Source organism: Shewanella holmiensis (genome assembly GCF_025370255.1).
GTDB classification, from domain to species: Bacteria; Pseudomonadota; Gammaproteobacteria; order Enterobacterales; family Shewanellaceae; genus Shewanella; species Shewanella holmiensis.
The window spans coordinates 91,216-117,361 of sequence record NZ_JAMTCD010000007.1; the positions used below are offsets into that span (position 1 = coordinate 91,216).

The window sequence follows — 26,146 nt, forward strand, 5'->3', positions numbered from 1 at the left end:
TAATTCTCCTATCGAACAGAACTAATTAAAGTGTCAAATAATTGTTGCGCAGTGGTCATAATTCGTGCGGAGGCTTGATAAGATTGCTGAAAACGCATTAAGTTAGCCGCTTCCTCATCAAGGTTTACACCGGATTCACTTTGCACGCGTTTGTAAGCTTGCTGATAAATGGCATCGGCGGATTCGACACGAACTTCTGCTGCTTTGGTTTTATTACCCACATCAAGTTTGGTATTTTCAAAAACACCCGTTAATGTGGTTGTTCCGCCATTCATTAATTTAGCATCAGCAAGCTCTGCCATGGCTACTGCGTTGCTGTTGTCACCTTCGGCGAACGATAAATCAAAGGTAAAGCTGTCAGAAACACCTGCGGCTGACCTATCATCAATTTCAAAACTGAACCCAAAAGGTGTGTTTATTTGTGGTGGTGTGAATGCGCTTGGCCCTGCGATAGAGGTGCCTGCAGCATCAAAGACTTCAAAGGTATTCGTCGCACTGTCAATTTTTACAGTCAACTCACCACCCGTTGTCGGAAATCCAGCTGCATTGCGATTAATATTATTGACTTTGACATCCATCTCGCCTGAATTTGCTGCGTCGGCAGTGATTTTTGGCGCTGCAGCAGCAATCCCTTTAGGATCGGTCATCACTGTCGTTAATCCTGATGCCGCTCCTGAGGTGGGACGGATTTCAAATTTATCGCCATCAGCCATAGCTCCACTACCTATGTTAATCGTAAAGCCATCGCCGCCGACCAATTCACCTGGTGGATTTAATGTTAATGGAGTAATGTTTCCCGTTTGAGTATCTTTCAATTCATATGTAGCTGGCGCGGTGAATGACAATTCATATCCGCCGCCACTCAATTGACCAACATCGTCAATATTCACGCTTAGCTTTGCAGTGCCGGTATTAGTAGAGTATTCACCCACTCGACCGGATGACATTAATGGGTCGTTAATATCGCGAAAGATGTTTTGACCAATGTTGCCGTTTAAATCAAAACCTTTAGATTGCATATCATTAAACGCATCGGCAATACCCAGTGCTAGCTGACCTAATTCTTGGCTTGCTGGCACTAAGGTATCGGAGCGAAAATCAAATAAAGCCCCTAACTGGCCACCTAATTTAGAAGGATCAATTACAAGTGATTGATTACCTGTGGTAGCGGTAATTCGTGGCTCGTTTGGATATGGGTCGCCGGTGGTCACGCCCACTGACATCGACACTTCACCTGACACCAACATCACCGAACCCCCTAACATGATGGATTTAGCGCCGGTATCTAACGGAATCACATTAACTTGCGAATATTGGCTAAGCTCTTGAATCAACGCATCCTGTTTATCCAGTAACTGACTATCCTGGCCGCCCGTTTTCATTAGCTCTAAGTTAATGTTACCCAGCTCTTTGCTAATTTCATTGATGCGGGTAGTCATTGACTCAATTTGGCTATTAGTCTGTTTCGTTTGATTATCTAAATGCGACTGCATTTGGTTTAGCGTTTTTGCTAAGCTTTGAGCCGAACCGAGAGTACTACTTCGAATGGCCATATCAGTGGGTAAATCAGCTATGCTATTCATGCTGGCAAAAAAATCATTTAACCCTGCAGGCACCATCTTGCCAATTTGAGAATAAAGCTGATCTAACTCACTCATTTTTAAATACGAGGCTTCAGCCGCACTTAAACTGGTTTGTCCGATACGTAACTCACGTGCCGCAAACTCGTTGTACACCCTTTTGACGTCTGAAACATAAGTGCCTGTACCGTAAAAACTATTACCTAAACGTTGTGATTCAGTAGCGGCCTGAGTAGCCACTTGACGGTGATAACCTAAGGTATTTACGTTATTAATGTTATTACTGGTGACACTCAGTTGTGACTGAGATGCTAGTACGCCCTGACGGGCAATGTTTAATAGATCAATAGCCATTATTTAGTCTCCCCTGGTATGACAGACTTAAGCCCTTCTGTGACTGATTGCATAACGCGGATCACCTTTTTGGCATATTGAGGGTCTGTGGCGTAACCCGCTTTTTGTAAAGCATGAATAAATTGACGTGGCTCATTAGCCACTTTACGAGCATCCTGGTATCGATCGTTTTGTGAAATAAACGACACGAAATCAGTAAAACTTTGCTCTAAATCTTCATACATTCTGAAGTCGGCACGTTGCTGAACCGGAATTCCTTTTTCAAACTCAAGCGTGTTAACCGTAGTTTTGTCGCCATCCCAACGTTTATCAGCTTTGATATTGAATAAATTGTTACTCATAGTGCCGTCTGGTTTGCGGATAACTTTTTGTCCCCAACCTGTTTCTAACGCTGATTGCGCAATTAACACTTCAGGTGTGGTACCCAGTTGCTTCGCGGCTTTTTCTGCGTGAGGATAAAGCACTGAAATAAAATGCTGTGGGTCATTAAATTTACTCAACTGCTCACGTTGACGTTTTATGGGTTGTACCACATCACTTGAAACCATTGCCGTCGGCAAGTCCTTGCCGTTAGCCTTGTCTATCGGATTGGCAGGTGCTTTGCCAGCTAAGATTAAATCCATCATCTGTTTAGAAGATGCCGACGTCACTGATAATGCCGCATGGTCAGATAGTGGAATAGCTGATGGATTAACATCTGAATTAGCTGCAAGCAATGTTGGTACAGCTTCTGATCCACTTGGGTTATTAACAAACATCGATGGATTAACCCGATTATCGCTGTTACCACGTAATACCGAAGCTGGAGTCATAGGGCTGTCATCGGGGGAAAGCTGATGCACCATTAACTCTGCCAAACCCAACATGCCTTTGTTGGATAAATCCATCGACATTTGCTGATCACGCATTTGCTCATAGAATGCTGTTGCATCGCTGTTAAATGGACTATCAGATTTAAAGGCTTCGTTAGCATCGCGCATGCTTTTCATCAGCATTTGAATAAAGATACCTTCAAACTGCTTGGCGACTTCTTTAAGCGCGCCCTTCTCGTCTTTCTGGGCCTGAACACGGAGTGAATCCAGTCCTCCTAGATCCAGAAAGTGCGAAGAATTTGACAGCTTTTCCATAGTAATCCCGTTACAGATGTCGGCTTATTAAATTGTCTACCGCATAAAAAGTGACAATTTTTAGATGATGATAAGTTCACCATGCAAAGCGCCTGCCATCTTTAACGCTTCTAGAATAGCTAAGACATCAGAAGGCGCGGCCCCCACTAAATTCACTGCGCGAACCAACTCATCCAGCGTGGTACCAGGGTTAAACATAAACATGCGGCGATCGCTTTGCTCAACATCAATGGTGCTATTGCTGGTCACCACGGTTTGGCCGCCCGCTAACGCATTAGGTTGAGACACTTGCGTAGCTTCAGCAATGGTGACCGTCAATCCACCGTGCGTTACAGCAGCGGGTAATAACTGGACATTTTTACCGACAACAATCGTACCTGTTCGAGAATTAACGATAACCTTAGCGGATTCATCTGCGGGCTCTACTTCTACATTTTCTAGTGTCGCTAAAAACGATACACGCTGCGAAGCATCTCTTGGCGCACTGACTTGAATTGAACTGGCATCTAAAGCACGTGCCATACCTGGCCCGAGTAAATCATTGATGGCATCGGCTGTTCTTTTGGCGGTTGAAAAGTCGGCACGTCGTAAGTTAAAGGTTAAATGATCGCCACTAGCAAAAGGTGACAACACACTTCGCTCAACAATTGCACCACTGGGGATTCGGCCTACCGTTGGAGTATTTTGAATAACTTGAGAGCCATCCAATCCTTCAGCACTAAAACCACTGACAACCAAGCTGCCCTGAGCGATGGCGTAAACATTACCGTCAACCCCTTTCAAAAAGGTTTGCAGTAATGTGCCTCCGCGTAAACTTTTAGCTTCACCGATGCTCGAGACGGTAACGTCAAGAGTTTGACCTGGTTTGATAAATGCTGGCATATCCGCATGAACAGCAACCACAGCTACGTTTTTAACTTTAGGTCTAACAGAGTCAGGTAAATTAATGCCAAAGTTTTTTAGCATGGTTTTAAATGTTTGCTCTGTATATCGGGTTTTTTCACCCGTTCCAGGTAACCCCACTACAATACCGTAGCCCACTAGCTGGTTATTACGCACCCCCTGTACATTGGCAATATCTTTGATTCGCTGTGCATCAACAGGTGTAGCGATAACCATACATGCTGTCAATAACATGGCTAAAATTGGTTTAATGTTCATGTCATACCCCTTAGAAAGGCCACCACTCACCCATAAAGAACGAGCTTAACCAGCCCACTTTTTGAGTGTCGGCAAAAGTGCCTGTACCGCTATATTGAATTCGGGCATTTGCTACACGCGTTGATTCAATGGTGTTGTCGGGCGTAATATCTTGGCTACGAACAATGCCGGTAACACGAATAAATTCGTCACCATTGTTAATCGAAATCCACTTTTCGCCCCGAATAACTAAATTACCGTTACCTAAAACTTGCATCACATTGGCTGAAATACTGCCATCTAAACTGTTAGATTGATCGGCATCCGCTTCACGCTTGGTGTTCATGCTATCGGAGTAACGTAAATCTAACGGCACCCCTTTAATTGTGAGATTGCCACCACCTGCATAAATTGGGTCAACACTTAAATCACTGCCTTTTTTCAATTCATTATTAGCGCTCTTTGTTGCTTGGGTAGACTCTTTAAGTACCACGGTAATAATGTCACCAACTTTATGGGCGCGAATATCTGAATACAAACTGGATGCTTGCGAGTCCATATAAATAGACCCCGTCGCCACAGTTTGAGTGCGTGGCTCATCTGGATAAACCGGCGCATAAAACGGATCATCAGGGATCGGCTTTTTCTGAGTAGAACTACAACCGACCAACAGCAGCATGGCTGCTAACGCTAGGTATTTACTCATCGCCGCCCCCTTATAGGTTTTGATTAACGTAAGACAACATCTGATCTACCGCTGAAATCACTTTTGAGTTCATTTCATAGATCCGCTGACTTTGAATTAAATTCACCAACTCTTCAGTCACATTGACATTAGATGTCTCTAACGCGCCCTGACGAATTGCCCCTAAACCATCTAACGATGCCGTCCCTTGAATAGGTGTGCCACTGGCGCCGGTTTCGGTATATAAATTTTGACCTAAAGGATCTAGCCCTGATGGATTAATGAAATCTGTCATGGTGAGCTGGCCAATGGTTTGACTGTCTGTCGCCCCGGCTAACTTCACTGACACTTCACCTTCAGCTGATACAGTAATACTCATCGCATCTTCTGGGATCGTAATCGGTGGCTGTAATACATAACCTGATCCTGGTGTTACAATCTGTCCGGTATCATCTAGGCTAAATTGACCATTACGGGTATAAGCAGCTGTACCGTCAGGCATTTGAACTTCAAAAAAACCAGGACCTTCAATCATTAAATCTAACGAGTTGTCTGTCGTTAGCATGTTGCCCTGAGTAAACATTTTTTGAGTCGCAACCACTTTAGTACCTGCGCCTAAATTTAAGCCGTTAGGTAATTTGGTATTGTCAGCACTGATCCCACCGGCCTGATTGATAGTTTGATAAAGCAAATCTTCAAACACCGCGCGGCTTTTTTTGTAGCCGATAGTACTGGCATTGGCGACGTTATTAGAGATCACCGCAATATCAGTTTGTTGGGCGTCTAAACCCGTTTTACTAATCCACAGAGCTGGATGCATAATTAAGACTCCTAACCAATTCTTAATAACGACGAAGAAGCTCGATCGGCTTCTTCCGCATTTTTCATCATTTTGACTTGCATTTCGTACTGGCGTTGAATGTCGATCATCGCCACCATTTCATGTACAGGATTAACATTACTGCCCTCAATGGCACCGCTTTCTACTTGAACCATAGGGTCTTTAGGGGCGGGTAATCCTGACATTAAGCGAAACAGACCATCTTCACCGCGCATCATTTGGTCGTTACCCGGATTAACGAACTTTATCCTGGCCACTTCTTCAATCACTTCAGCAGTTGCGCCTTGAGGCCGGACGGAGATAATCCCTTCTGGCGAAATTTGCACTTTATCAATAGGAAGCGGTAACACAATCGGCCCCGCATCGCCCATAATCGGGGTATTGCGACTATTGATAAGCAAACCCGTATTATCAAATTTCAAACTGCCTGCTCGGGTATATGCTTCTGAGCCATCGGCAGCCTGCACCGCAATCCAGCCATCACCTTTTATGGCAATGTCTAAATCACGTCCGGTACTTTTAATTGGACCTGAAGAAAAGTTAGTGCCTGGGCTTTCAATCATCGAAAACACGCGAGTCGGTAAGCCTTCACCAAACGCTTGCATCGCTCTTGCTTGGGTCATGTCAGACTTAAAACCATCAGTGTTGGCATTGGCTAAATTGTTAGCACGAACCGCTAAAGCATTCATGCCTTGTTTAGCGCCGCTCATTGCAACATACATAAATTTGTCCATCTGCCGCTCCGTCAATAATTCTTCAAGTAAAGATATTAACTAGTTAATGCAAACAGAGTGCCAATAATTAAAGTGCGCGTAAGACGTTGATTCTATTTGGTAGGAAGGGTTTGTCGCGAGGAAGATTAAATATACAGTGTCAAAAAAACACCTGTTAGATTTATTCAGGCTTATGAGCCACTATAATAGGCAAGGTGTTGCCGCTAATGGCAACACCTCTCTCTATATTAGCTGTTTAAATAGCCGAAAACTATCTGATCTGTAACACGGTTTGGTTTAAGGTGTTGTTCACTTCAAGCGTTCTAGAATTGGCCTGGAAGTTACGTTGCGCTGAAATCAAATCCACTAACTCAGTGGTTAAATCAACATTCGACTGTTCAAGCGCTGAAGAACGAATACTACCAAAAGTACCACTATTAGCCTCACCCGCTAAAGCAGGGCCAGAATCCAAACTGGCTTTCCAAGATGTATTACCCACTTGAGTTAAGCCTTGCTCATTGGCAAATCGCACTAGGGCTACTCTTGAAAGTGGTACAGTAGACCCGTTACTGTAACTTGCAGTAACCAGTCCATCGGCACCAATACCCACATTTGTTAAACGCCCAACTGTAGTTCCGTCTTGAGTTAACTCAGTTACTTCGAATGGTGATGCATATTGTGTTGGATTATTAAAGTTAACAGTAATTTCTTGAGAACCATCAGCACCGGGACCTAATACATTGGCGCCGCCAACACCCAACACTTCAGTTTTTATTACCGCAGGGTCGCTACCGGTATAAGCGCCTGCATCATTAAATTTAATAACAGCACCAGTCCATCCACCAGTAGTTTGCGCGCTTCGAGTACCATCGACAATACCATCACCTGTGGTATCAACACTATACTGTCCTGCAGCACCATCTAGATTTACCGGTTTACCATCGACTGCGTAGTAAGCAACCCAGTTACTTTCACCGGTATATGACCCTTCTTCAGGTTTAATAAAATAAGTGGTCATAATATGTGATTCACCCAATGAGTCATAGATTGTCACAGAGGTTGAATTATTAAATGTATCGGGATTTGTTGGGTCAAAAGCTGCAGGGTCTAGTGCTGACTCCCCTACATTTAGATTCATTTGTAAACCGACTTTACCTGACATTACTGGACTACCAGCAGTATCAGGGATTTTAATCGGCTGAGTGGTAGTTAAACTCACTGAAGTTGAATTACCATCTTTATCGACAGGAAAACCTTGTAAAAAATTACCTGCCGAATCAACCATATAATTTGCAGAATCTACCTTAAACGCACCAGCACGAGAAAATGACTGATCACGGGTGCCAAGCTCAGATGAGGTGACAAAAAAACCGCCACCACTGATCGCCATATCTAATGAATTACTGGTAAATTGCAAGCTTCCCTGGTGAAATTGTTGTGCGACCTGAGTGGTCGTTGTACCACCACCCACTGCCGTTTTACTGTTTGAGAAGATTGAATTAGCGTAAACATCCGCAAATTCGGCACGTGACTCTTTAAAACCAATGGTATTGACGTTAGCAATATTGTTGGCTGTGGTATTTAAATCTTTTTGAGCGGCTGCGATACCACTTAGTGCGATGTTAAAAGACATATTTCACCTCAAATAATCAGGTTTTCTTAAATGACAAATTCTTGTCACAAGTTAAATTGTTAAGATTCAGATACCGCGAGTACGTCGGTCAACTTAATACCGCCAATCCCACGTAAATTCAAAATAGCGCCAGTTGCGGCAGTACCCAGTGAAACACTAGTCACATGGGCATATGTTGACACAGGTAAGTCTTGTGATTGCCCATCAACTTTACCGCTCGCTTTAATGGAATAACTTCCCTCAGCGACAGGCTCACCATTTTTATCTAATCCATCCCAGGCCACATCCACATTGCCGCCTGCACTGCCATCAATTTCATAGGTTTTAATCAATTGACCAGCTTCATCTTCTATTCGAATCGTAATCTTATCAATTGCTTCTGGTGTACTTACCACACCTTTTATTTCAGAACTGCCTGCGGTAATTGCACCTGTATCAGATGGGATTAACACTTTACGTCCCACTAAACTAGACGCTTGTAATGCTTGGCTAGAACTCATCACACCATTTAAATTCAGAATTTCTTTATTTAAATTAGCAATACCATCTACCGTTGAAAACGAGGCCATTTGTGCAATCATTTGATCATTATCAACCGGCTTAAACGGGTCTTGCATCGAAAGCTGTTGGCTGAGCAGTGCAAAAAAATCTTCCTGCTTAAGCATTTGATCTTTCGCTTCAGGCGTTTCCGGTTTTTCTGGTAAGCGAATACCATCTAGAAAAGGATTACCCGTACTTGTGGTAGTCGAATTTGACTGCACAGTGTTTTTACTTACCGTACCGGTATTCGTTGATGTCGATGCCTGTTGCGGCAAAGACTGACTGCTATAAGGATTAACGAGGCTCACAACTTACCTCCTACAATAGTCATGTTATTTACCCATTCTAAGTGTTTGTTGCAGCATAGATTTAGCGGCATCAGCTACTTGAACATTCATTTGATACGAACGTGACGCTGAAATCATATCGGCCATCTCTTCCATGACATTCACGTTTGGCTTGTAAATAAAGCCATCTCCATCAGCCATTGGATGATCTGGTGCAAATTCTTTCATCAGGGGCTTATCACTTTCAACAATACCACTGACGTTAACGCGATGGGCACCAGATTGCTGGTGATTCGCTTTTGCCATTTCAGCTTCAAAAACGGGATGACGTGCTCGATATGTTTTATCAATGCTACTTGATACAGAGTCAGCGTTGGCGATGTTACTTGCAGTGGTATTAAGCCTGACAGACTGAGCCGTCATACCTGAACCCGCTACATCAAAAATATTAAATAAGCTCATAGTTAATCACCTCGCAATGCTTTACGCATTCCAGAAAACTTACTTTCTAAAAACCCCAATGACATTTGGTATTCAAGAGAGTTTTGCATAAAGGCGGATTGTTCTTGCTGCATATCGACCGTATTTCCATCACCCGTATCAGGCTGATTGGGCACTCGAAACTTTACATGCTGCTGACTGAGTGCAGTTAAATCGAAATGTTTTTCGTTGGAAGAACTCATCGTCAAACCTTTTTGACGAGAACTTGCTGCTTGCATCGCTGAGGCAAAATCGACATCACGCGCTTTATACCCTGGGGTATTTGAATTCGCTATGTTGCTTGATAATACTTCAGCGCGTTGCGCCCTAACACCCAGAGAGTATTGATGTACCCCAAGTGCATTATCAAAATTAATCGCCATAAAATTGCCTCCATCAGCTAACTGATAGATATAAAGCAAAGGTTATGCCAATTATTTATTAATAGAGGGGAAATATAGAGAGGAAAGCATGTATCAACAATAACACATGCTTTTCAATAGATTAACTAGGTTTTCTTTTGATAATAAATGCCAGGATTACAACGAACCATATCAAATTCATCTGTTAACCCAGCAATAGATTCTGACGCTCCAAGAAATAAAATCCCTTTTGGATTTAATGCGGCAGCAAATTGCCGCAAAATTTTCGCCTTTGCCTCAGGGGCAAAATAAATCAGCACATTGCGGCAAAATATAATGTCGTACTTACCAAGAAGCGTATAACTTTCAAGTAAATTATGTGCTCTAAAGTTAACTAAGCGTTTCACATTATCTTTGATTTTCATATTACCGTTAGGTAAAGCATCAAAAAACTGACGCTTACGCTCTTCAGATAACCCACGCGCTAATGCCAAACCATCATATTCTGCATTTTTACAACGCTCCAACATCGACGGAGACAAATCGGTTGCCTGAATGGTGATACCGCCAGGCAGTGCACCAGGTTTACGTTGCTGATACTCTAAAGCCGTCATTGCTAATGAGTACGGCTCTTGACCAGAAGAACACGCAGCAGACCATATACGCAATGAACGACCTAATTTAGAGTATTCAGGCAACAAAGTGTTATGCAGTAAATCAAAAGGATAACGGTCACGAAACCACAAGGTTTCATTAGTGGTCATAGCGTCAATCACCTCAGCACGCAACTGGCGTTCTGTCGGTTTCATTGAATGTTTAACCACTTCTGAGAGTGAAGGTAAATTGTACTTGCCCATTAACGGCGCAAGACGACTCCGCACTAGATATTGTTTGTTCTCACCTAATACGATGCCGCTGTGTTGTTCTAGGAACAACCTAAATTGATTATATTCTGCTTCTGCGAGTGATTTATCTGTCACATTCACATCCTAATATAATGAGTCATTGTTGCCCTATTTCATTAGGGCTTTTACGCATTAACAATACTCATGAACTTGCCATGTTGTCTACTGCGATCAATAGACGATGATTATAAGCTTAAATGTTTGTTAACTGCCGCGGCTAATTCATCTGGATTAAATTTTGCAATAAAGTCATTCGCGCCAACTTTTTGTACCATAGCCTGATTAAACACACCACTTAATGAAGTATGCAGCACGACTTTAATATTTTTCAATTTTGGATCATCTCTGATTTCAGCAGTAAGGGTATATCCATCCATTTCTGGCATTTCAATATCTGAAATAATCAAAGGGATCTCGACAGAAACATCATCCATTTCTTTGGCAATGTTTTTAAGTTTTTCTAACGCTTCACGGCCATCTTTAGCGGTATCAATTTGCAACTGAAGTGACTCAAGTGAACGAATAATCTGCTTACGAGCAACCGCAGAGTCATCAATCACCATAATGTGATAATGCTGTTCTCTATCAATGGTTAATTGCTCATTGACTTCTTCACTTATCGCCGTTTTAACGGGTGATATTTCATCAAGAATTTTTTCAACATCTAAAATCTCAACAAGCTCACCTTCAATTTCCGTTACTGCGGTTAAATATGAATAACGACCTGCGCCCTGTGGAGGAGGCATAATTGCAGCCCAATTCATATTAATAATCCGTTCAACCGAGCTGACTAAAAAGCCCTGCACACTGCGGTTGTATTCAGAAATGATAATGAAGCAATTCTCAGTAGACGTTAATGGTCTACCACCAGTAGCAGCACTTAAATCGATAACAGAAATAGTCGCACCACGAATATGTGCCACACCTTTAACAAACGGGTTCAATTTGGGCAAAGTCGTTAACGGTGGGCACTGAAGTACCTCTTTAACTTTAAAAACGTTAATACCAAAACGTTGACGTCCATTAAGTTTAAACAACAGTAACTCTAATCGGTTTTGACCAACTAATTGAGTTCGTTTGTTGACGGATTCCATGATACTCGACATAACACTGCCTTTTTTTATTAAAATATCCGAATAAATAGATACTAGCCTGTTTTGCTTCAAAACATAAATTGAAACTGGATTTCTTGTCGGAATATGACAATGTAAAATCATCGCCCGCAAGTAAACTGAACCAATTAATGCACTTTGTTATGCCGCTACTTTATATAGGCATATTTTTTGCTTGTTATTACTTGTAAATCATAAATCAAGAATAATCTACTAAAGCAGTCAATCTACTGTCATTACAGCTTAGCAACTTATTCATCATTTCACGTAAAATTAAGTATAGGTGCAATCTAGCAAAACAAGCTAGTATCTCCACTATGAAAGTATATTTTTTGTGTTTTTTCTATTTATTGTTCAATTCATTAGCAGTTTTTGCGAATGAAGATGCTAGCGTACCTTCCTTATCGACCATTAGCCAATTGGCTGAAGAGGTTGTCAGAAAAAAAATTCAATTAGAACCCAATGCTAAGTTACTCATTACGCCACAAAATTTAGAAGGCAGACTGACACCGCCCCGCTGTTTTGCCCCAATAACCGTTGAATTAGCCAGCGATCGCGAAATTGGCAGAAACAATACCGTCAAAATAAGCTGCAACAGTCCAGATTATGATTACCCTTGGCAGATTTACTTATCAGTTCGAGTCGAAATCATGTTTCCAGTTGTGGTGAGTAGTGAAATCATCTCACCAGATACTTTACTCACAGAACAGCAATTACAAATCGAATATATTGACCAGTATAGTCTTCGGGGGCAATTCTATGCGGATATTAATGACGTTTTAGGCAGTAAAACCAAACGAAGAATTAATAAAGGAACGCCCATTTTGAATAGCCACTTATGTTTTGTCTGTAAAGGCGATGCCGTATCAATCTACGCCAACAGCCAGAACTTACAAATAAAGACATTAGGTGAAGCAATGCGTGATGGAAATGTAGGTGAATCAATTAGAGTTAAAAATGTTAACTCAAACAGAGAATTAGAAGCCACAGTGATTGGCGTTGGCGAAGTAGAAGTTAGAATGTAAAATAAGCTAAAGTTTTCCCCCACAGTGCCGATAGCCTGTTTGGAAAACCAAAATTAACGCTGGAGCCTATCATGGCAATTGACATTAACAAACTTAAAACAGCTACGCCTACGCCAGTTACTGCGCGTGATGCAAAATCAACAAACAACGCAGCTAAAGCAGCACCACAGGCAGCAACTGCAAACGTAAAAACAGATTCGGTAAGCATTACGCCGCAAGCACAAGAGTTACAAGGTGCACAGGCTAAAATGGCAAGCTTACCCGAAATAGATCAAAAGAAGGTGGCTGAAATCAAACAAGCCATTTCTGAAGGTCGCTATAAAGTTGACCCTGAAAAACTTGCAGCCAACATTGCAAGCTTTGAAGCTGAACTTAGCGGACTGAAGTTCCAAGAAGAATAGCAGACGTTTGACGGCAGCTGCCTACAAGGACAGTTTTTGCTTTAGTCTATTCTTGAGAACAGTATAGTATGAGAATCAGGCACCTATTGGTGTCATAGACAGGTATTTCCAAAGCAAAATAATCTGAGTATCAGTATGACAGCACTTTCAACCTTACTTTCACATCAGCACGGTATTCTTACGTCGCTTAAGTCTCTAATTTCTGCCGAAAAGCAAGCATTGCAAGCGCAAGATGCAGACAAGTTATTGAAACTTGCCCAAGAGAAACAACAATGCCTGATAGCATTAAAAACAAATGATGAATCTCTGGCTAATCATCCAGAACATTCATTACTGACAACTGATCCAGAATTAGTTGAAAAAGTTTCCGCCGCCAAAGCAATTTTAGCCGTCTGTAAAGATATCAATCAGCAAAATGCCAGTTTAATTGAATTAAATATTGCAACCTTGAATAGGTTCTCCCAGGCTCTACAGGCGAGTCGTAATTCATCCAGCTTAACCTACAATGACAAAGGCAAAACCTCGACTATTTCTACCCTTGGGAATGATTTTAAAGCATAAGTATTGATCATACTCATTAAGGTTTAGTTTTAAAAATTGGATAATATAAGACTCAGGGTAACTGACAAATCATAGTTACCCCGAAAGAATGTCAAGAGTTTAGGATGCTTAGTGCTTAGTGCTTAGTGCTTAGTGCTTAGTGCTTAGTGCTTAGTGCTTAGTAGTACACTTGTTCAAGATCTAAAGTTGAACTAGAAATGATGCGTTCGCATCATTTCTGGTTACTAGATAAGATATTAAAGCCCTAAAAGACTTTGTTTCAAACTGTTCTGAGCGGGAGCATCACCCAACCAAATTTTTATCAAAGCTTGGCGAAATAACTCCCCCTTCACCTCTCCCTGAGGCTGCTCATTCTTGAAACTGGTAACGCCTTCATTCTTGGTTAAGACGAACGAAAACTGATCACCTTGTTTAATTTCAGCATTGAAAAGCCCCATAAACTGGCTGATTTCAGCTTTTATACTCGAAGAGTCGCCATTTGTTGCAGCATCAAATCCTTCGCTGATAGCATCAACCATTTTATCGGAGGTGATCATGCCCGACGTAATATCCAAACGAATCACCGCAACCGATTGCTCAAGCACAGCCGTTAAATTATCCTGGGGGGTTGGTAAATATAAGCTACCAACATATAAATCCATGAAAAACTTACTGCGAACGCCAGCTCCATTTAAAACCAGCTCTTTCGACTGGATCGTTAAAACCTCCTGAACATCAACCCCAGAAACGGTTTTGGCATGGAGTAACGGACTGACCAGTAGAGCAGCGGTTAACGTTAAAACAGATAATACTTTCATGTAATTGATTCTTTTAATAAGGAGCTACGAAGGGAAGATCTAAAACCATCAAATAAATTAACCACGAATGCCTAATTTATACTGGCCATTTTGCTCAAACATCAAAGTTTGTTTGTGATTTGGTGAAATCAATAATGGGCCATCATCAAAAAACAAAAAACATTTCCAATTGCGAACAAATACATCCCAACGGGTTTCAATTACTTGATATTTTTCATAACAAAAATACACTTTGGCATCATCAGGCCATTGAATATGTTCAATAATGGCATCAGGCAATTGATTATCAATTGAATCCCAAGCTGATTGCCAATGCTCTGTTGCACTCCAAGCATCTTGCTTTGCGGGCCAATCACCTTTAGAAAATTGTTCCGCTCGGCTACTTTTATTGCTAATCCATTTGTTCCAGACTTCCATGGCACTCTTATCAGACAAAGGCATGATGAATGCTTTGTCATCTTCGCTGACAGGTAAATCTTTATGGTTAAAAATCCATTTACGTTTATAGGATTCAAAAGGGATATAGGAATGAGACAAAAATAGCGCTCCGGCGAATAGGCAGTAAACAAAAGATTATACAGCTAAATAGCCTTATACATCGATATAAGGCATCAGTAATTAATCAAAAAATTTATTTTTGATTGTGTGCTTGTTTAATTTTATTTAAAAAATCTTGTGCAACATGGTTTTCAGGATCAGCATTTAACGCACTCATAAATGCCGTTTCTGCAGCATCAAGCTGATTAACATCAATCATAAAAATGCCTAGCTTCAACCACGTTGCTACATCTGCGGGATATTTATCTAAGTAATCAAGATAGACGTTTAGCGCTAAGTTAAACTGACCTTGCAACCTCAACACATGAGCATATTGCGGCATATATTGGTCACTGTATCTAATGACTTTTTCTAAGGTTTGACTGGCTAAATCAAGTTCCAATAATACCAATGCTAACTTCAAAACCAGCTTTAACATCAATTCGTCATAAGCGCCTTTATAAGCTTGCAGAAACGTCAACGCTTCACGATGCTGATTCTGTAGTAGAAGTAAATTCGAATAGGCTAAATGATACAAGTAATCAGCATCGCTGTCTGACTCAGCAAGCGACTTTAAATTACGTACCATATATTGCAACCCTTCTAAATGCTTGATTTGCACTAGATGGATTATTTTTTCAAGAATTTTTCTTGGTGCTGACTGATTTTTAACAACATCGATATATACCTGAGGTTTTCGTTCAAATTGGTCTTTATACTCAGCTTTTAACTCTGAAATAATTGATAATTCACGTTCATCAAAATCAGATAGGGCATTAAACTTTAACCAAATAAAGACCCTTCCCGGTTGGGCATCCTCTCGCCATTGCTTCGCAAGTAAATCAATAGAACTATTAACCGCGATCTCTTCTAGTCTCGAATTAATCCTAGTAATGGTGTTGAGTGTTTGTTGATATAAATCAACCGCGATGGTGTTAAAAGCAAAATAATAATTTGATGACATATCAAATAAGTGCTTTTGATCCCAATCTTCAGTTTTCTTGGTGGTTAAAAATTTTGAAAATTCTAAATAACCATAAAATTTTATCAGCTTGGCAAAGTCAGCAAACTGAGTATTGATATGAGATTCTATAGACTCTACTGAGTTTGTTACCCGAGTAATTTCTGGCAACTCTGCATCGACAGAAGAAACAGACTTAAGTAATAGTATCGCTTCAGAGGTTTTATCAGCGATTTCTTTGAAGACTTTATTAGCAGCTATGGTTTGGCTTAATATACCCTCAATATCAGCGGTTAACTTGTCTTGAGAACCAAGCTTAATGGCTTTATTTAACAGCATTTCGGGGGTTAAATTACACTCAGTTAAGGCAATTTCATCATGGTTGCGATAAGGGATATTATTTATTGCTGTGGCATTTTTAGAAAGGTTAACAATTGAAACATGTGGGTGATTTTCAACATCGACAGCCAGTGACTCTGACGCCATTTTTAACTGTACAACGGTTTCAGCCGAGTGACCTGCATAGGTTTTTACCCATTCACCAATAAAACCCAGGTTAGGTCCTAAACTTGTTTCAAGCGAGCCCTTAGCGTGGGTAAAGCCAGTAGGTGAAAAACAAAAATCAGATCCTGTTAGTAATATCTGTTTAAAACCCAGTTTTATTGCTAAATGAACCGATGAGTTGGTTACAGTTGGCCCCATTGTTTGAATATTATTGCGATCGACTTTTTGTGACCAAGGTAACCTTGACCCCATATATAAAGAGTGTCCTTGCCATTGAGAGAGAAGCCTTGAACTTACATGGTAGGAATTAACAAACAAGCTCTTATTCGCTAACTCCAACATGCCTCGGTTAACTTCAAAACTAAAATCTTCAGGGTCAACTGACACAATTATATGCGGTGTAATCCCTGCGGTATAAAGTTTCCCTGCCACTCTAGATGCCGCAAACACAATCAATTTAGATTGATTTTCTTTTATCCAACCAATGGTTTCATCTAATGATGGCCCGCCAGCAACAACAATTGCAGTCATATTTTCAAAAGCACCAATTAACTCAGATGCTTGAGTATGATTTTCACAAATATTTCTTAACTGTTCTCTAAAAAATACTTTTTGTGAGAAGCCGATACTTTCTTGATAAACAGCATCATTAATCAACTTTTCAATATATGTAGCCAATATGGCATATTGAGGTAAATAATCGCCTGATGCAGCTAAAGAGCGATGAATGGCATATTGGCGCTTTGAAAGAAAAACACTGGTTCGATTATCATTTATAATCTCTTCAAATTCAGCTGCACTGCAAACGGAAACTTGGTTTTTCTCTGGAGGAATATCGATATTTAACAAAGCTAACGCTTCATCTATTTCAACAAAAACATATTGTGAACCTTTTGCTAATGGCATTGATAGAACATAATTAGCAAGTAAGCCTGAATCTAATCCGATGATAAAATGCAGTGTGTCTTCTTGTTGAAAATTTTGTTTAAAGTGTTTGTCAAACAAACTCTTAGAATCCAACTTCTCAAACATCGATCGGTTAATACTCGGTAAGTAATACTCATCAAATGCACTGATCGCAAATATGTTTAAGATTTCAGTATCAATCTGCATAATTATCTTTATTCCCTGTAAAATAGTTTACTGGTATGTCTGCCATTATGTAATTTTGACAAAAAACACTGGTATTAAAAAAATTAAAGTCATTCAATTTTTTTAATAAATTTAGCAGGCTGTCCTGCTACAACAGTATTGTCAGGCACATCTTTGGTCACAATGCTTCCTGCGCCAACCACACTATTTCGCCCAACCGTCACCCCAGGTAAAATGATGCAATTAGCCCCCAGCCAAGCGCCATAGGATATTTTTACAGGCTTTATTTTTTCATGGCCTTGAAAATATATCGCCACAGATGGATCTGAATAAGCATGATTTGCCGTATAAATATGCACACCAGATCCCATCAAAACATAATCTTCAATAATAATATTAGGCGTATGAGCACCATGACCTGAAGCGAACAACATAGTGGAGGGGCGAATAATAACCTTTTTACCTATCGTGATATGCTGAGTGCAAATAGCATAACTGCCATATCGCATTTCACTGCCTTCATCGAAGTTAGCGAACTTTTTTTTACAAAGCCAATAACCCAGTCGCCTTGAATGCAGCAAAAAATGCGTCAGTGGTATATCTGGGCCGATACGATAACTGGTTAACCAAAACTTTACTTTATTCAGCATAATTAAAGTGAAAATCCATCATCAATAATCAAATTCTGACCAGTAATGTATTTTGATTGTTCGGAAAGAAGAAACAGAATAGATCCGGTCATATCCGTGGCGTTTAACATCCCTGCGCCCATGGTTAATTGCTTATATTTATCTAAAAATGCATCAGGTTGAGCGTCAAACAAGCCGCCAGGACTAATACTATTCACTCTAAAACGGCTATCGTGTATGTAACTGGCAAAGTATTTATTCAAGTGCACAATTGCAGATTTTATTGCCGCATATTCGACTGGCATAGTCATGTTGGTATCTTCATAAATCTCAAATTTAGGTGCAACTACGCCATAAATTGAAGAAACATTTACTATGGATAACGGGGCATTTTGCCTTAAAAACAACGCGGCACTTTGCTGCATGATTAAAAATGCCGCGCCTAAATGCAGAGAAATATTATCGTTAAAACTGGCTAAGCTAACGTCAAATAGCTTCTTACCATAATCTTTGTTGCGTGGATAACTACAGTTAACCACACCATCGATAGGCTCTATATTTTGGAAAAATGAGACAACTTCAACTTCGTTATTTACATCAAGATGCTCGATTGAAAGTTGGTCATTATCAAGACCAAAATGAGCGAGCAAGGAGTCAGTATTAATATCTGTCGCAATGACTTCAGCCTTGTTTGCTAAAAGTGCTTCTACCACAGTTTTACCCAACAAACCGCCGGCACCTAGAACTAGAAATCGATTATTAGAATGCATTTTTTGCCCTTTCTTTCAAAATGGTTTCAGCCATCATAAAATCATAAATATCATCAATATCAATCGCCCTTTCTTTTGGCACTTCAATACTAGTTACTCTGCCATTAAATAAGCTTTCACTCGATAAAACATATTCTGGTGTGGTGCTATATACCACGGTTGTAATATCAAAAACGGCTGGTACATCTTGTCGTCGGGTAAATTTACCGTGTAGCGGATTGACCATCGAAACCTGCCCAAAAGTATCGACAACAACCATATTAAAAAAGGGACTACGATTTGCGGGCGTCACTGAAATACAAGCATCAAAATCAGCAATTTGGTTTGTTTTTTCAGATGAAATGGCAACTATTGCGGCGGTAATATCGTCATTACTACGTAGTGGACTTGTCGCCGGCAAGCTAACAAAGTAATCGAAGTCACCATATTTTTCTTTTACCCAAAGGCACGCATGCTGCCAAGACAGCCATTCAGCACTGGTGTCACTGGCTAACTCAGCAGGTCTAATAATCACTTCTGCGCCAGCTTGAGTTGCAATCTTTGCAATCTCTTCATCTTCTGTAGAAACAAAAACTCTATCAATCAAAGGAGACAATATCGCACTTTCAATTGAATAATTGATAAGTGGCTTCCCCTGTAATAACTTAATATTTTTTCTTGGTAACCCTTTTGACCCACCACGAGCAAAAATAAACGCAAATGTTTTCATATTCGCCCTCTATAACACGCGCGATCTTTTACCGTATCGATTAATGCAATTGTTTTTGCTGCTTGTAAAACGGTATGGTTATCATGTGATTGATTGTTAATTTGGGTCATAAATGACTTGAGCATATCGACGTACATTAGATTTCTATCCCATGTCGGCTCAGAATAAATCACTTCAATACCGCAATGATTAAAAACAGTGACAGTGTTTTGTACCAAATCCCACTCGACTCGACCATTATGCCCTATCAACTGGCATTTACGCTGCGGCACATGTTGCAGAAAATCCATATGCAGTTGGCATATCGTGCCTGACACTGTTGATAAGGTAATATCAGCAATCTCTTCAACATCTAAATTAAGATCCTTTGAACCTCTTAATATCGCATGTTCAAATTGCAAATCCCCAAGCAACCATTGCAAGTAGTCCAGCTCATGACTCAGTTCTAATAATACGCCACCGCCTAATTCAGCATTAGCAGACACAGTGGTTTGGTAATCTTTATTAGGGCGCCAATCAGGTAAGTACTGCCCTACGTTACAAGTGCAATGATAAATATCACCAATCAAGTTACTTTCTACAATGCGTTTAAGCGTTAATGCCGCTGGCATAAAACGTAAACAATATCCGATAGCAACTGGCGTGTGATTTTGCATTGAAACTGCCAATAAAACATCAGCTTGATCCGTTGTGGCAGCAATCGGCTTTTCAACCAGTACCGGAATATTGGCATTAATTAAAGTGATAGCGTGCTTTGCATGTAACGAAGATGGAGAGGCGATAATCACAAAATCCGGCAGTAACGGAATAATCTCATCTAAATTCAATAAAATCGCTTCTGCATCGTCTATCGGTTGAGCCAGAGCTCGCCCACTAGCAGAAACCGCAAAAATTTTTGCCTCGGGAAATAATTGTTTAACGTTTTTTCGATGGCGCGCCGCAATAGCACCCAAACCAATGACAACAACGGTTTTCATTCACTCATACCTAAAGCGCAAATATCAGCTTGTGCTCGATTAAAATCATCTAACCGTCCTATATCTAACCAATACTCATGCAATGGAAACATAAGCACTTTTCCACCCACTTGGATCTTGTTATCTAGTAGCGTAGGCATATCAATCACTTGGTTTACGCTCACTTGCTTAATAATTTCAGGCGACACCACATAGATACCTGCATTGACAAAAAATCGTTGCGTCGGCTTCTCTTCCATACTCACAACTTCATTACCTTTGCCATTAATCACCCCATAGGGAATTTGGTACTCATACTCCCTCACACACATAGTGGCCTGGGCTTGATTTTCATTGTGAAACTCGAGTAAACGCTGAACATCGACTTTAGTTAACACATCACCATTCATCATAATAAGTGGTAAATCAGGTATATCATTTGGCAATAAACCCAAAGCGCCACCTGTGCCTAAGGGGGAATCTTCATGAATATAGGTAATGTTGACATTCAAGCGACTACCATCCCCAAAGTAATCTTTTATTTGCTCTGGCATAAAATGAGTAGAAATATAAAAATTCACAAAACCGGCTTTGGCAAAATTAAGTATCGTCATTTCTAAAAGCGGTTTATTACCGACTTTTAACATAGGTTTGGGACAATTATCAGTCAGAGGACGTAAACGCGTACCAAAGCCTCCGGCCATAATCAGTACAGGATTATCATAGTAGGATTGGTTCAACGCCTGTTTAAGCGTTTGCAAACCAGCCACTCTGCCATCTTTAATCAATGGTATGGCTAAAATGCTTTTCTGTTCCATTAAACGGATGAGTTTTTGCTTCGGCGTGTCAAATTGAGCAGTAATAGGATTATGGTTCATCACCAAATCCACGGTTTGATCTAAGGTAAGGTTATTTAATAACGCACGTCTTATATCACCATCGGTAACAACACCTTTTAATTGATCATTTTCATCGACCACCAAAGCAACTTGTAGGGCATGAAGGTTAATGATTTCTAAAGCATCACGAATGGACTGCTTAGGTGCTAAAGCAACATCTTTCCAATGCTTTTTCATAACATTTCATTCCTTTTTTATGATTAACGCTCTGTGCCCATAAACAATGGCTTTATCTTCAATATTTTTTATAACTGTAGCGCCAGCGCCAACAATGACATGGTCACCAATATTCACCCCCTGGATCACACAAGCATGTACACCAACATGAACATTATTGAGGGTTTGCACCCCACCACAAAGTGTCGCCCTTGGAGCAATATGGTTATTGGCACCTACAACGCAATCATGCTCAATTATTGCGCCGGTATTTATGATGCTACCTTCACCAATACAGGCTCCCGCTTGAATAATCGCGCCATGCATAACTTGCACACCCCGTGCCAATTTGGAAGAAGGAGACACTATAGCCAATGGTGATATAACGGATGTGAAGCTAAAACCCAATTTAGTAAAGAATGTTGCCACATTTTCCCGATTATTATGTTTTGGCATACTACCAATACCATTAACCAATAACACGTCATCGGGATTAAACTGATTGATATCTTCATCATTACTCAAATGTTGTATCTTTTCAAATACTTGAGTACTGGTGTTTTTATTCGGAGAGATATAAGCAATAACCCGTTCGCCACTTAAATTCAGCGAATCCATTAATACACTTGCATGGCCGCCTGAACCAATCATGATTAATGGCTTATTCATCAATAAGATCCCCAACCAGATAACTCTTTGTTGCAACTTGCCCTGAGGTAAGCTGCCAAAATAAATCAGGTGACATTCCCGTTCCGGGTCTTTTTATTGTCAAATTTCTGACATTAAAAGGTTCGCCTTGTTTAATATCTGTTTGAGCCACAATACTTTTTCGCGCTATCGGAATGTTTTTAACTTCTGAAAGACTCGGCTTTTTAATACCATGACCTAATGCTTGCTCGACATGCCTAATTGACTCGACCATCATTTTTAACTGCAAAGGCTCAATTGAAGCGCGATGATCGGGCCCAGGCAATGAACAATCTAAGGTAAAGTGTTTCTCAATAACGACAGCCTCTTTAGCCACTGCCGCAATCGGAATTGCAATCCCTTTGGTATGATCTGAATAACCTACCGGCAAACCGAAACTGCGTTTTAATGTCTCCATAACATTTAAGTTAACTTCTTCAAATGGTGCTGGATATTCTGTTGTGCAGTGTAAAATGGTCACTTTGCTCGATAAGGCTTTTTGACCTTCATCTGAGCTAAACGCAAGCTCAAAATTTGCCAAAGAAGGCGGCATATCTAATGACGAAACATAGCCAAAGGCAATAACACTCAGCGCGTTTTTCACTTCTTCTAGGGTTGCCATTCCTGTAGACAAAATAATATCTAGGCCAGTACGGGCATGGTCTAATATAAATGGACTATTTGTCAGTTCACCCGAAGGGATCTTTAGCCTTTTAACCTTAATATCGTTCACTAAAAACGCTAAGCTTTCAGAATCAAATGCGGTCGATAAAAATTCAATGTTTTTTAAAGCACAATATTCAAGCAATTGATGATGAGCGTCATAACTTAATTCAAGGCGCGTTAACATTGCTAACTGTGACTCTTTATTACCGGTAGTCTCTATCTGATACTGTGCTTTACCTGCAGCGGCGGTCACTAAGTTTTTCGCTTTAAACGTTTGAAACTTTACAATATCAGCACCAGCATCAACAGCTGCATCGACCAGCTTAAACGCCATTTCAAGTGAGCCATTATGGTTAACACCCGCTTCGGCTATGACTAAGGTTTGCTTCATTTTATTATCTCTTTTAGCAACATAAACGCTTCTGCTGAATCACATCCAGCTTGTACTCCTCTCACATGCCCTAAAGACTTAATCGCCTTTATACTTCGCGGAAATGGAAACTCACCCATTTCAGATGCATACAGCTTCAAAATTGATATTTTCTTTTCCATAAACTCAGAAATATCGACAAATACATTAGGGCTAAACATCGTATTACCTGGCTTTATATTAAAATCAGTTTCAGACAAAGTTTCATAGGCCAGTATTTTTTCGATGAAAGGGTATCTAAAAGATTTCGTTGTCGAAGCAACAACATCAAATACTACTTCATGATCACTATGAACATCATTTCGAAATGGGGTATATACAATTTGAGGTTTTACTTGATTCATTACCGCAGAAAAAGCATCAACCAAATTGCTTTTTGATTCGGTGTCTAATAATGCAGGCGAAAATGCGAATTGATGGACTGATTTAAAACCATATTGCTGAGTAACAGCCAACACTTCCTCTTGGCGCTTTAACATCGCCTCTTCTGAATAACCACAAGCAGAAGACATTTGAGTTACGATTAACCAATGAATTTCATCACCATTTTGTTTATGCTTTAATAAAGTACCACCACAGCCAAGCGATTCATCATCCGCATGAGGAGCAACCACTAACACGCTTTTATTAAACATATAAAGGGTCCTCAGGTTTATTCAGAAGCGATTTAAAATCGATTGATTTAATTAGCTTGTGGGCTTTTTCTGCGGAATGGCCATCACCATAAATATTAGTCACACCCTCCATTTTCAAAGCGAACTCCACTGACGAGATTTCATTTAACCCAGCTTGGATAGCCTCTATTGATGTGTCCACAAACAACACATTATCCGAACAATCTCGCCCTCTTTGGCGTAACCCGACATTTAAACAAGGTATTGGGATACTGGCAGATTCAAGCAAACCCGCCGATGAATTACCCACAATGATATTGCATGCACTAAAAAGATTAAGAAACTCACCTCGAGGTAAATTTCCATAAAGCGTTATTTCAGAGTATTTTGCAGCTAAACCTGACAATGTTGAAACAATTGTAGCATTGCCAGGATCACTATTTGGCGAGCCGATGAAACAATGATAACCATTTTTTATCAACGTCATTAGCATGTTAGTGATAATTTCAGGGGCTTGTATTACTTCATCTTTTATAGGGTGAAAAATAACCAACGCAGCAGGCTTATCGACAATTCTCCCCGCAATGAGATCTTTTACACCCGCTATCGGTACAATATTCTTAAACTTATCAAGTGCAATACTTCCCAAATCAAAAATTCGATTTGAAGGCTCTTTTAACGCTAATAAACGTGCTTTGTGCACAGCTGTACTGACAAAATGTACCGTTGATAACTTACTTACTGCATGACGGATAGGATTGTCGATATAACCATCACTTGCATGGTCTCCACCATAAAAATGCAAGGTAGGAATAGATAAATAACCACCCAGTAATGCCCCAACCATGACATCTTCTCTATCACCGGCATAAATAATTAAATCTGGCGAAAAAGCGGCAACAGCATCGACAGCCGATAACAATAAAATGGATGCGCTTTTAAGTCTAGATTTGGCCGTATCACTATTAATTAAGCTATCAATCTCAAGAAGCACATCAAAACCATCACGGTGAATATCGTTAACCGTATAGCCATGAACGGCCGAATTATGTGTGCCACCAACTAATAATTTCAAGTCAATATCAATGTCATTATGCAGTCGAGAATATAAAGGACTTAATAAATCATAATCAGACCTAATGGAGGTCAACGCTAAAATCTTCATCAAAATATATCCGACATTGACATCTGTACAAAGATATTTGGCGCGGTTGTCATATTAAACGTTCGATATCCAAAACGATAAGGAAACGAGGTACTTACGCCTTCGGGTAAAATATCATCTTCTTGAATAGGTAAAATAATATTGTAGTCTTGTTCTAAGGATAAATCGTGCAAACTGCCTCCAGCACCCAAGTGCATTACATCGGCAACACCATCCAAAGGTTTAACACCTAATCCATTGCTATAATTCCATTGTTGATTAGGTTTATGGGTTCTCCAGTATCTAATATCAGGTTTTTCCATATTTAGCGTTAAAGAGTCCGCTGTTTTCACTCGGGCAAGTTTTTCAGTAGCAAAATCAATTGATGGTTTAGTAATTTGCATCACTCGGTATTCATCCGAAATAACCCACTGTAGTCGCCTGATAAATCCAGGCGTCGAATTTTCATTAGGAAAACCAAACACCATTGCAGGTTGATTAAATGTATTAATTAAGTCATACACACGCTCTGCTAATTCTTGAAAGAGTCCGTGTTTGCGATAATCAACACCCACCATTGTCGTCATGGATAAAAAGCCCAAAACAGATTCGCTTTCAGACTCTAAATTCATCGGGACAACGGCATAATGACCAATCAACTTTTCACCATCAAAAGCCATCGATACTAAAGGTTCACCAAATGGATTATCTAAATATGCCCATTGCCATAACTCTTTTGACAAAGGTTTTTCGAAAGACTCCAAAAACAACTCAGCAATGGCATCATAATAATTGATCAATTCATCTTTATTGGTGACATCAACAATTTTAAAATCATGACTCATCATT

The 26,146-nt window shown here is 40.2% G+C and carries 28 protein-coding genes; 3 read left to right on the forward strand and 25 right to left on the reverse strand.

Features of this window, described 5'->3' with window-relative positions:
* Window positions 1-8: 8 nt before the first annotated feature.
* The 12 genes from flgK to NE535_RS07555 form a co-directional block, all read right to left on the reverse strand.
* A complete protein-coding gene (gene flgK / locus NE535_RS07500; protein ID WP_261298031.1) occupies window positions 9-1,934 on the reverse strand; it encodes a flagellar hook-associated protein FlgK in 1,926 nt (641 codons plus the stop codon).
* Window positions 1,934-3,061, reverse strand: a complete 1,128-nt coding sequence (gene flgJ, locus NE535_RS07505; RefSeq protein ID WP_261298032.1) for a flagellar assembly peptidoglycan hydrolase FlgJ — start codon at window positions 3,059-3,061, stop codon at window positions 1,934-1,936. The genes flgK and flgJ overlap by 1 nt, the downstream gene beginning before the upstream one ends.
* 60 nt (window positions 3,062-3,121) lie before the next feature.
* Window positions 3,122-4,222: a flagellar basal body P-ring protein FlgI gene (locus NE535_RS07510; protein WP_261298033.1), complete on the reverse strand. Its 1,101-nt coding sequence runs from the start codon at window positions 4,220-4,222 to the stop codon at window positions 3,122-3,124.
* A 10-nt stretch (window positions 4,223-4,232) separates the two neighbouring features.
* Window positions 4,233-4,907: a flagellar basal body L-ring protein FlgH gene (flgH, locus tag NE535_RS07515; protein ID WP_261298034.1), complete on the reverse strand. Its 675-nt coding sequence runs from the start codon at window positions 4,905-4,907 to the stop codon at window positions 4,233-4,235.
* 10 nt (window positions 4,908-4,917) lie between these two features.
* A complete protein-coding gene (gene flgG / locus NE535_RS07520) occupies window positions 4,918-5,706 on the reverse strand; it encodes a flagellar basal-body rod protein FlgG (protein WP_261298035.1) in 789 nt (262 codons plus the stop codon).
* An 11-nt stretch (window positions 5,707-5,717) separates the two neighbouring features.
* Window positions 5,718-6,461, reverse strand: coding sequence for a flagellar basal-body rod protein FlgF (gene flgF / locus NE535_RS07525; protein WP_261298036.1), 744 nt, complete (start codon window positions 6,459-6,461; stop codon window positions 5,718-5,720).
* 250 nt (window positions 6,462-6,711) lie between these two features.
* Complete coding sequence (gene flgE, locus NE535_RS07530) at window positions 6,712-8,073, reverse strand: flagellar hook protein FlgE (RefSeq protein WP_261298037.1); 1,362 nt, start codon at window positions 8,071-8,073, stop codon at window positions 6,712-6,714.
* Window positions 8,074-8,132: 59 nt separating this feature from the next.
* On the reverse strand, window positions 8,133-8,921 hold the full coding sequence (gene flgD, locus NE535_RS07535) for a flagellar hook assembly protein FlgD (protein WP_371931098.1): 789 nt from the start codon (window positions 8,919-8,921) through the stop codon (window positions 8,133-8,135).
* Between the two features lie 24 nt (window positions 8,922-8,945).
* The gene (flgC, locus tag NE535_RS07540; protein ID WP_261298038.1) at window positions 8,946-9,362 is read right to left on the reverse strand and encodes a flagellar basal body rod protein FlgC; all 417 of its coding nucleotides are present in this window, start codon (window positions 9,360-9,362) and stop codon (window positions 8,946-8,948) included.
* A gap of 2 nt (window positions 9,363-9,364) precedes the next feature.
* On the reverse strand, window positions 9,365-9,763 hold the full coding sequence (gene flgB, locus NE535_RS07545) for a flagellar basal body rod protein FlgB (RefSeq protein ID WP_261298039.1): 399 nt from the start codon (window positions 9,761-9,763) through the stop codon (window positions 9,365-9,367).
* 125 nt (window positions 9,764-9,888) lie between these two features.
* Complete coding sequence (locus NE535_RS07550) at window positions 9,889-10,728, reverse strand: CheR family methyltransferase (protein WP_261298040.1); 840 nt, start codon at window positions 10,726-10,728, stop codon at window positions 9,889-9,891.
* Between the two features lie 104 nt (window positions 10,729-10,832).
* Window positions 10,833-11,753 (reverse strand): chemotaxis protein CheV, encoded by a 921-nt coding sequence (locus tag NE535_RS07555; RefSeq protein ID WP_261298041.1) that lies wholly within the window; start codon window positions 11,751-11,753, stop codon window positions 10,833-10,835.
* A gap of 323 nt (window positions 11,754-12,076) precedes the next feature.
* Here NE535_RS07555 and flgA point away from each other — a divergent pair, with 323 nt between their 5' ends.
* From flgA to NE535_RS07570, 3 genes are all read left to right on the forward strand, one after another.
* The gene (flgA, locus tag NE535_RS07560; protein WP_261298042.1) at window positions 12,077-12,784 is read left to right on the forward strand and encodes a flagellar basal body P-ring formation chaperone FlgA; all 708 of its coding nucleotides are present in this window, start codon (window positions 12,077-12,079) and stop codon (window positions 12,782-12,784) included.
* A gap of 71 nt (window positions 12,785-12,855) precedes the next feature.
* On the forward strand, window positions 12,856-13,185 hold the full coding sequence (flgM, locus tag NE535_RS07565; protein WP_261298043.1) for a flagellar biosynthesis anti-sigma factor FlgM: 330 nt from the start codon (window positions 12,856-12,858) through the stop codon (window positions 13,183-13,185).
* Window positions 13,186-13,320: 135 nt separating this feature from the next.
* Complete coding sequence (locus tag NE535_RS07570) at window positions 13,321-13,746, forward strand: flagella synthesis protein FlgN (RefSeq protein WP_261298044.1); 426 nt, start codon at window positions 13,321-13,323, stop codon at window positions 13,744-13,746.
* 236 nt (window positions 13,747-13,982) lie between these two features.
* On the opposite strand, the gene NE535_RS07575 is transcribed toward NE535_RS07570, so the two are convergent.
* The 13 genes from NE535_RS07575 to NE535_RS07635 all read right to left on the reverse strand — a co-directional run bounded on the left by NE535_RS07575 (window position 13,983) and on the right by NE535_RS07635 (window position 26,145).
* Window positions 13,983-14,543, reverse strand: coding sequence for a chalcone isomerase family protein (locus tag NE535_RS07575; protein WP_261298045.1), 561 nt, complete (start codon window positions 14,541-14,543; stop codon window positions 13,983-13,985).
* A 57-nt stretch (window positions 14,544-14,600) separates the two neighbouring features.
* Window positions 14,601-15,080, reverse strand: coding sequence for a DUF2947 domain-containing protein (locus NE535_RS07580; RefSeq protein ID WP_261298046.1), 480 nt, complete (start codon window positions 15,078-15,080; stop codon window positions 14,601-14,603).
* Window positions 15,081-15,174: 94 nt separating this feature from the next.
* Complete coding sequence (locus tag NE535_RS07585; RefSeq protein ID WP_261298047.1) at window positions 15,175-17,658, reverse strand: motility associated factor glycosyltransferase family protein; 2,484 nt, start codon at window positions 17,656-17,658, stop codon at window positions 15,175-15,177.
* A gap of 89 nt (window positions 17,659-17,747) precedes the next feature.
* On the reverse strand, window positions 17,748-18,287 hold the full coding sequence (locus NE535_RS18670) for an acyltransferase (RefSeq protein ID WP_188841086.1): 540 nt from the start codon (window positions 18,285-18,287) through the stop codon (window positions 17,748-17,750).
* A gap of 2 nt (window positions 18,288-18,289) precedes the next feature.
* Window positions 18,290-19,036 (reverse strand): oxidoreductase, encoded by a 747-nt coding sequence (locus tag NE535_RS07595; RefSeq protein WP_261298048.1) that lies wholly within the window; start codon window positions 19,034-19,036, stop codon window positions 18,290-18,292.
* Window positions 19,026-19,745 (reverse strand): acylneuraminate cytidylyltransferase family protein, encoded by a 720-nt coding sequence (locus NE535_RS07600; protein WP_261298049.1) that lies wholly within the window; start codon window positions 19,743-19,745, stop codon window positions 19,026-19,028. Before NE535_RS07600 ends, NE535_RS07595 begins: the two co-directional genes overlap by 11 nt.
* On the reverse strand, window positions 19,742-20,722 hold the full coding sequence (locus NE535_RS07605) for a Gfo/Idh/MocA family protein (RefSeq protein ID WP_261298050.1): 981 nt from the start codon (window positions 20,720-20,722) through the stop codon (window positions 19,742-19,744). The genes NE535_RS07600 and NE535_RS07605 overlap by 4 nt, the downstream gene beginning before the upstream one ends.
* Window positions 20,719-21,777 carry a nucleotidyltransferase family protein gene (locus tag NE535_RS07610; protein WP_261298051.1) on the reverse strand — a complete coding sequence of 353 codons (1,059 nt, stop codon included), beginning with the start codon at window positions 21,775-21,777 and terminating at the stop codon, window positions 20,719-20,721. The genes NE535_RS07605 and NE535_RS07610 overlap by 4 nt, the downstream gene beginning before the upstream one ends.
* Window positions 21,778-21,783: 6 nt before the next feature.
* On the reverse strand, window positions 21,784-22,425 hold the full coding sequence (locus NE535_RS07615; RefSeq protein ID WP_261298052.1) for an acetyltransferase: 642 nt from the start codon (window positions 22,423-22,425) through the stop codon (window positions 21,784-21,786).
* Entirely contained in the window at window positions 22,418-23,500 is a 1,083-nt protein-coding gene (neuB, locus tag NE535_RS07620; RefSeq protein ID WP_261298053.1) for an N-acetylneuraminate synthase, read from the reverse strand. Before neuB ends, NE535_RS07615 begins: the two co-directional genes overlap by 8 nt.
* Complete coding sequence (locus tag NE535_RS07625) at window positions 23,497-24,174, reverse strand: PIG-L deacetylase family protein (protein ID WP_261298054.1); 678 nt, start codon at window positions 24,172-24,174, stop codon at window positions 23,497-23,499. The genes neuB and NE535_RS07625 overlap by 4 nt, the downstream gene beginning before the upstream one ends.
* Window positions 24,167-25,318: a UDP-N-acetylglucosamine 2-epimerase gene (gene neuC / locus NE535_RS07630; protein WP_261298122.1), complete on the reverse strand. Its 1,152-nt coding sequence runs from the start codon at window positions 25,316-25,318 to the stop codon at window positions 24,167-24,169. Before neuC ends, NE535_RS07625 begins: the two co-directional genes overlap by 8 nt.
* On the reverse strand, window positions 25,318-26,145 hold the full coding sequence (locus tag NE535_RS07635; protein WP_261298055.1) for a GNAT family N-acetyltransferase: 828 nt from the start codon (window positions 26,143-26,145) through the stop codon (window positions 25,318-25,320). The genes neuC and NE535_RS07635 overlap by 1 nt, the downstream gene beginning before the upstream one ends.
* Between the last annotated feature and the right edge of the window lies 1 nt (window position 26,146).